We start from the raw sequence: 5,553 nt of genomic DNA, 5'->3' as shown, positions 1-5,553 counted from the left end.
GGCCCAGGCTCTCGCCGGAACAACCTGATCAGAACTCACAACTAGCAAACTTGACGACTACCTGCTGAGGCCTGTCGGGCCCGATGAGGTGCAGGTGATCGACGGAGACGCGGCTTTTGAACCGGCTCTGCCGCCCCAGGTCGTTGCCGACCTCGGCGAGCGGCTTCGCGGCTACTACTCTCATCTCATGAGCGAGCCGGTTCCTGACCGGTTCATTCAGCTCCTTGAGAAGATGGACCGCGGGGAGAAAGCAGGCCATGGCGGCTGAACCCGGCCTCCGTCAGGAGATGCTGAATGCGATCCCGAGCTTGCGTGCCTTTGCCATCTCCCTGACCGGCAGCATCGAATACGCGGACGATCTCGTGCAGACGGCTCTCGTGCGGGCTCTTAAGAATCTCGACAAGTTCGCCCCTGGCACGAACATGCGGGCATGGCTGTTCACGATCATGCGCAATCAGTTCTACACCGAGCTGCGCAAGCGCCGCCGTGAGGTCGAAGACCCCGACGGCGCGATGGCCCTCCGATTGGCCGTGCTGCCGGAGCAAAGCGCTCGCCTCGACTTCAGCGACATGCAGGCTGCCCTGTCGCAGCTCAGCATCGACCAGCGCGAGGCGCTCCTGCTGGTCGCCGCCGAGGGCGTGTCCTACGAGGAGGCTGCGCAGATCTGTGGCACCACCATCGGCACGATCAAAAGCTGGGTCAACCGCGCCCGCACGCGTCTCGCGGAGATCCTGGCCATCACGCCCGAAGAGGATCTCGGCCCCGACCGCCTGATCCAGTCCGCCCTGCTCGTGCGCTCAACGTCCTGAGGGCAGGGCCTGAACGGCCGAATACACGTATGCTCTCGTGGGAATTCGCTCGGCCCTATTTCCGCCCGGTTACGATTGTGGCTAGCCGTCCTGCGACATCCCGGGACGGAACGATAGTGTTCTTGAGCCCGATTTCCTGGCAGATGCGCTCAAAGGCTTCATCCTCGATTTTGGTAATGACATCGGGAAAGCCGAGGGAGCGTCCAACCAGACTGGTGATGATGTTGTCCTGGTCGGAGTCGGTCAGGCACAGCAGGCAATCCGAGGCTTCCGGGCTGGCCTCCTTCAGGATCTCAGGGCGGCTCCCGTCGCCGTGGATGAGCCCGCAGTCGAGGTGACCCGCCACATCGTTCAGCTTATCCCGGTTCCGATCAATGATAATCACCGCGTGGTTCTCCTCGATCAGCATGGCTGCGGTCCTGACCGCCAGATGGCTTGCTCCGACGATGACGATGCGCATGAGGAGGTCTCCTGTCTTCTGATTCAATCCATAGAACGAGGATGGCCGGCCCACGTCCGCGGGCGAAGGACAACGATAGCGGCCACAATCTCTACGCGTCCCGCCAGCATGAGTGTGCAGAACAGAGCCTTGAGCGGCGCCTCAAGTTCCGTCGTAGCGACACCGGCGCTCAATCCGGTCGTGGTCACTGCCGAGACAACATCGAAGAAGGCGTCCAGCGGCGGATGACCGTAGAACAGAAACGGCAGCCAGCCGACAAGCGGCAGAAGCACGTACAGGACGGCAACCGCCAAGCCATTGACGGCATCCTGATCCTCCAGGCGATGCGGGCCAAGGCGGCGAACGCTGAGGGCGTGGGAGGGTATGGCTGTCCGCGCGACGACAAGCTGGATGACTCTCATAAGGATGAGAAAGCGCACGATCTTCATTCCGCCAGCCGTTGAACCGGCATCACCGCCGATCAGCATCGATCCGATTAGCACCAGTTTCGATGCGGGATCCAATTCGGACGGCGAGACCGTGAAGAGACCCGTCGTGGTTTGGGCCGAGATCGCCAGCATGGCGGCGTCCTGCCAGCCGAGAGCGCGGCCGGCGCTGTTGACGTGAGACGTGAGGAAGAGGGCCGTCGACAGAACGATGATGGCGAGGAACAGAAACTGGAGATGGCTGTCCTCCCGCAGGTAGCGCCAACCCTGCCGCCAGGCGCGGCCATAGACCGTGAAGGAGATCGCCCCGCAGATCATCAGGACAGCCAGCACGATCCAGGCTGCTCTCGGCTCCACGGCGCCGATGCTCTCCGCGTAGGGTGAGAAGCCGGCAGTGGAAATGGCTGTCAGCGCATGCAGCAGCGCGGGAAAAGCATCCATGCCGACCGCCATCATTGTGATCCAGCCGGCGAAGGTCAGGCCGGCATAGATGCTCAGGATCTTGTGCATGTGGGCACGGGTGTTGCTCACCAGATTATCGGACTGGGCCTGCCCTGAGGCGAGATGCCGGTCGGCAACCGTTGAACTGGTGGCCAGTGCAATGCCCAGGATGGCGAAACCTAGCCCGCCCATCCACTGGGCCCATGCCCTGGTGAACTTGTAGGAATCCGATCTCGCCTCGATATTAGCTACCGTCGAAAGCCCGGTTGAGGTTACGGCGGAGACGGCTTCGAACAACGCATCCCAGAAGGGGACCCGCGCCGCCAGGAGCGGGAGGAGGGCGGCTCCGGCAGCGATGGCGAAGGCGATCGTGATAATCGCCAGGGCCTCGTGAGACCGGACCGTCGGAGAGGCGCGAAGCCGGCTTGCGGCAGTTCCGCCGCTGCCGAGAAGAACACTTACTCCGAGTGATGCGGCTGCCATGGTGCTTTCGCCCGCAACGGCTGCAAACACGGCCGGCACGAGCATCAACCCCGCTATGGCTATAGATATCTGGCCGAGATGCCGGACGACGGTTCTGACATCGACCGCGTAGGCAAGGGCCGCAAGGCCATCCGTGCCCCATGTTGTCCGGTTGAGAGCGCGCATGCCCCTGTCGTCTCCGTGCGAACCCGTGCCTCGCCATTCACGGTGGATCACAATCAGGCTCCGCAAATGGCCAACCAGCGGGAGTGTACTGGCCGAAACGGAAGGTACGACTTCCTATCCAGGACGGTTGGACAATGTTGCTTGCGGGCTTCTGTTCCCAGGGGGCTCGCCTGTTCACCTCCGAGCAGGTCCGGCAGGCACTTCAGGACGGGCTCGCTCCGCTTCCACAGGGCCCCTGCGGAAGGGCTGCTTTAGAAGCGGGTTTTGCCATCCTCACGCAGGCCTGCGGACGATCCGGCAAACCGCCATGAAAACCGCCACGGTGAGGACCGGCTGGCCATGTTCACGCATGCCCTGCACAGTGACATCAGAGGAGCTGCCGTTCGGCAAACTGTCATGACCAATCCCAGTGGCAACCCAAACGGCCCAAGGGCAANGAAAACCGCCACGGTGAGGACCGGCTGGCCATGTTCACGCATGCCCTGCACAGTGACATCAGAGGAGCTGCCGTTCGGCAAACTGTCATGACCAATCCCAGTGGCAACCCAAACGGCCCAAGGGCAAGGTGCGCGAGCGCCTCAATCCGACAAGGCTCGAATGATCAGGCGGCCTGACAGAGCTTCCAGTCGACGCTCCGCTCTTCGCCACGAGGTCGCCCGCGCAAGGAGAGACTACCACAATCGGCAGGAAGGTACTTGTCAATCTCATCGGTCGAAGAAGGCCAGCGGCGCCCGCTGGTCTTTGCGCACGCACTCCACGGCTTTCGGGTAGCGCGCCATAGGCTTCCTCGAACAGATCGATGGCGACCTCGGCATGGGCGCGGGTGGGTGCGAGAGAGATCTCCCGCAGGGCCGCCTTCATGCCCGGCTGCACGGACTTGGGCACCTATGAGGACATTGGCCGTTTTGTACAACCAGCAGCGCTGATGGTGCGTGCCGGAAAAGAGCTCGTCGAGCGCCTTCCAGAAGCCAAGCGCCCCGTGTCAGGCGACATGTAAACTGGTCCAGTTTTACATGTCGCCTGACAGCTCTTACCTCCAGGTTCTGGCACTGGCGCTGCTTCCCGCACTCGGCAACTTCGCCGGAAGGGCGGTGGCGGAGTTACTCAAGACCTCGCGGCGGACGCTAGGCCGGCTGCTCCGCGTTGCGGTAGGCGTCGTGGTTGCGGTCGCCGCCATCGAGTTGCTGCCGGAGGCGCTTGAGGGGGCGGCACCCTGGCTGGTTGTACTGGGCTTCTATAGGGGGCGGCACCCTGGCTGGTTGTACTGGGCTTCTATCTTGGAGGCGCGACCTTCATCCTGCTCAGTTGGGCCGTCAAGCACTTCGGGGGCGGTGGGGAAGTGTCCGGTCCTTGAAAAATCTATGCGGCCGTGTTCAGCGATGGCCGACGTGAGCACCGTCGTGCCCTTCAGCATTGCCCTGGTGCTCGCCATCGGTCATGTCACGGCGCTCGCCTTCACGGCGGGACTTCTGATCCTTGCCGCCACCGCGGAGATGCTGGGCGAAGCGCACGAAGTCTCCGAAGGTACCCGCTACACGGCCGCCTTCTTCATCGGCGGTTTTGCCCTGTTCACCCTCGTGGCCTCCTATTTTGAGGGCTGAGACCGCAGCCGAAAGGCTGCGGCTACGACGAGCATCTTACTTGTTTGCCGTCATCACGGGCGATGTCTGGCGGCCGAGCGAAGCCCACGCCGTGCCTCCGTCGCCCTCGCGCTTGATGTAGGTGTAGCCCGTCTGGTGCCAGGGGAGGACGGCATCCTTCTTGTTGTCGAGGATGAAGTCGCCCTTGTCTGTGCGCACCATCATGACCGCATGTCCGGCGCCTTCATCATCGATCACCACGGTCATGCGCAATGCCCGGCGCGGAAAGCCAGCCTCGACGAGACGCTTGCGCTTGACAAGCTGGTAGTCCTCGCAGTCGCCATAGCCGTCCTCGGCGAAGTCCCAGCGGTCCTCCACGCCCCAGTGGTCTTTATCGGTTTTGGGCTTGATTGCGGCGTTCACTTGGCGGTTGATCCGGTTGATCGTCTGCCATTCGGTTGCCGTGAGGGGAATGGTGGCAGCCTGGGAGGCATCCACGGCGCACTCGATCGGCTTCTGCTCACAGAAGCGGGTCCAGGCGGCAGTGGGCTTGGCGGCGCCGATCTCCATCACCGGTTCGGATGCAGCGGGGAGAGCAGCAATGCTTTGCGCCTGTGCTCCGGTGCTGACAGCCGCGAGTGTCAGGGCGATACCTGCGGGACGCAACGTGTTCCGGAGAGAATGGGATTCCAGAAGGCTGAGAAGAGACTGCCGCATGGCCCCGCCGCGATGCTGTTAAGGTTTTGTTCATCAAACCTGACACAGCGGGACCGGAGGTCTCAAGCTGGAAATCAAACAAGAGTTAACACGTCGCACCCGGTTTCGTTCCGGGGCAATCGTCAGCCGTGCCCCTCGCGGAATGTCGCAGCCTTGATCGTCAGCACTCCGATGACGTCCTAGTGGGCGTCGGCGCTGTCCTCGTGCGCCTCGCCCACAGATAAGGCAGCATAGCTGAGCATGATGAGCAGTTCGCTGCGCCGATCTGCCGCTAGCCCAGGATGGTGGGCCATCATGAAGTGGCCCCGTGCACCGGGACGGCATCGTCAAAGAGGGACTGGGCTGCCCCGTTCGTGGGCACCGCCTCGGTGCAGTGTTGCCGCGGTGTGACAGCCCTCGCGCGGGTCTTGCTCTAATCATTGCTCCCATCCTCGGAGACCGTCATGAAGCGCCTCTTCCTTTCTGTGTCCGTC

At 62.7% G+C, this 5,553-nt stretch carries 6 protein-coding genes and 1 pseudogene; 3 read left to right on the top strand and 4 right to left on the bottom strand.

What is annotated here, in order from left to right; translation table 11 throughout:
• The first annotated feature begins 94 nt into the window (after window positions 1–94).
• Entirely contained in the window at window positions 95–268 is a 174-nt protein-coding gene (locus tag LG661_RS24090) for a NepR family anti-sigma factor (RefSeq protein ID WP_230534530.1), read from the top strand.
• The gene (locus LG661_RS24085) at window positions 258–809 is read left to right on the top strand and encodes a sigma-70 family RNA polymerase sigma factor (RefSeq protein ID WP_230534529.1); all 552 of its coding nucleotides are present in this window, start codon (window positions 258–260) and stop codon (window positions 807–809) included. Before LG661_RS24090 ends, LG661_RS24085 begins: the two co-directional genes overlap by 11 nt.
• Before the next feature lie 55 nt (window positions 810–864).
• On the opposite strand, the gene LG661_RS24080 is transcribed toward LG661_RS24085, so the two are convergent.
• The 3 genes and pseudogenes from LG661_RS24080 to LG661_RS24070 form a co-directional block, all read right to left on the bottom strand.
• The gene (locus tag LG661_RS24080; protein WP_230534528.1) at window positions 865–1,269 is read right to left on the bottom strand and encodes a potassium channel family protein; all 405 of its coding nucleotides are present in this window, start codon (window positions 1,267–1,269) and stop codon (window positions 865–867) included.
• Window positions 1,270–1,292: 23 nt separating this feature from the next.
• Window positions 1,293–2,783 carry a TrkH family potassium uptake protein gene (locus tag LG661_RS24075; protein WP_230534527.1) on the bottom strand — a complete coding sequence of 497 codons (1,491 nt, stop codon included), beginning with the start codon at window positions 2,781–2,783 and terminating at the stop codon, window positions 1,293–1,295.
• Between the two features lie 710 nt (window positions 2,784–3,493).
• Window positions 3,494–3,762, bottom strand: a pseudogene (locus tag LG661_RS24070) (transposase); the annotation flags it as partial.
• Between the two features lie 400 nt (window positions 3,763–4,162).
• Here LG661_RS24070 and LG661_RS24065 point away from each other — a divergent pair.
• The gene (locus LG661_RS24065; protein ID WP_230534526.1) at window positions 4,163–4,384 is read left to right on the top strand and encodes a hypothetical protein; all 222 of its coding nucleotides are present in this window, start codon (window positions 4,163–4,165) and stop codon (window positions 4,382–4,384) included.
• A 36-nt stretch (window positions 4,385–4,420) separates the two neighbouring features.
• On the opposite strand, the gene LG661_RS24060 is transcribed toward LG661_RS24065, so the two are convergent.
• Window positions 4,421–5,080 carry a transglutaminase-like cysteine peptidase gene (locus LG661_RS24060; protein ID WP_230534525.1) on the bottom strand — a complete coding sequence of 220 codons (660 nt, stop codon included), beginning with the start codon at window positions 5,078–5,080 and terminating at the stop codon, window positions 4,421–4,423.
• Window positions 5,081–5,553: the final 473 nt, after the last annotated feature.

Origin of the sequence: Microvirga roseola (assembly GCF_020866965.1) — a bacterium.
Lineage (GTDB): Bacteria > Pseudomonadota > Alphaproteobacteria > Rhizobiales > Beijerinckiaceae > Microvirga > Microvirga roseola.
The sequence above is the reverse complement of the archived record's forward strand: the minus strand, read 5'-3'. Positions and strand labels throughout refer to the sequence as shown.

Bases quoted from the DNA above. Each gene is read 5' to 3' on its own strand.
- LG661_RS24085 (WP_230534529.1), top strand. From the start codon at position 258: ATGGCGGCTGAACCCGGCCTCCGTCAGGAGATGCTGAATGCGATCCCG.
- LG661_RS24080 (WP_230534528.1), bottom strand. From the start codon at position 1,269: ATGCGCATCGTCATCGTCGGAGCAAGCCATCTGGCGGTCAGGACCGCA.
- LG661_RS24075 (WP_230534527.1), bottom strand. From the start codon at position 2,783: ATGCGCGCTCTCAACCGGACAACATGGGGCACGGATGGCCTTGCGGCC.
- LG661_RS24065 (WP_230534526.1), top strand. From the start codon at position 4,163: ATGGCCGACGTGAGCACCGTCGTGCCCTTCAGCATTGCCCTGGTGCTC.
- LG661_RS24060 (WP_230534525.1), bottom strand. From the start codon at position 5,080: ATGCGGCAGTCTCTTCTCAGCCTTCTGGAATCCCATTCTCTCCGGAAC.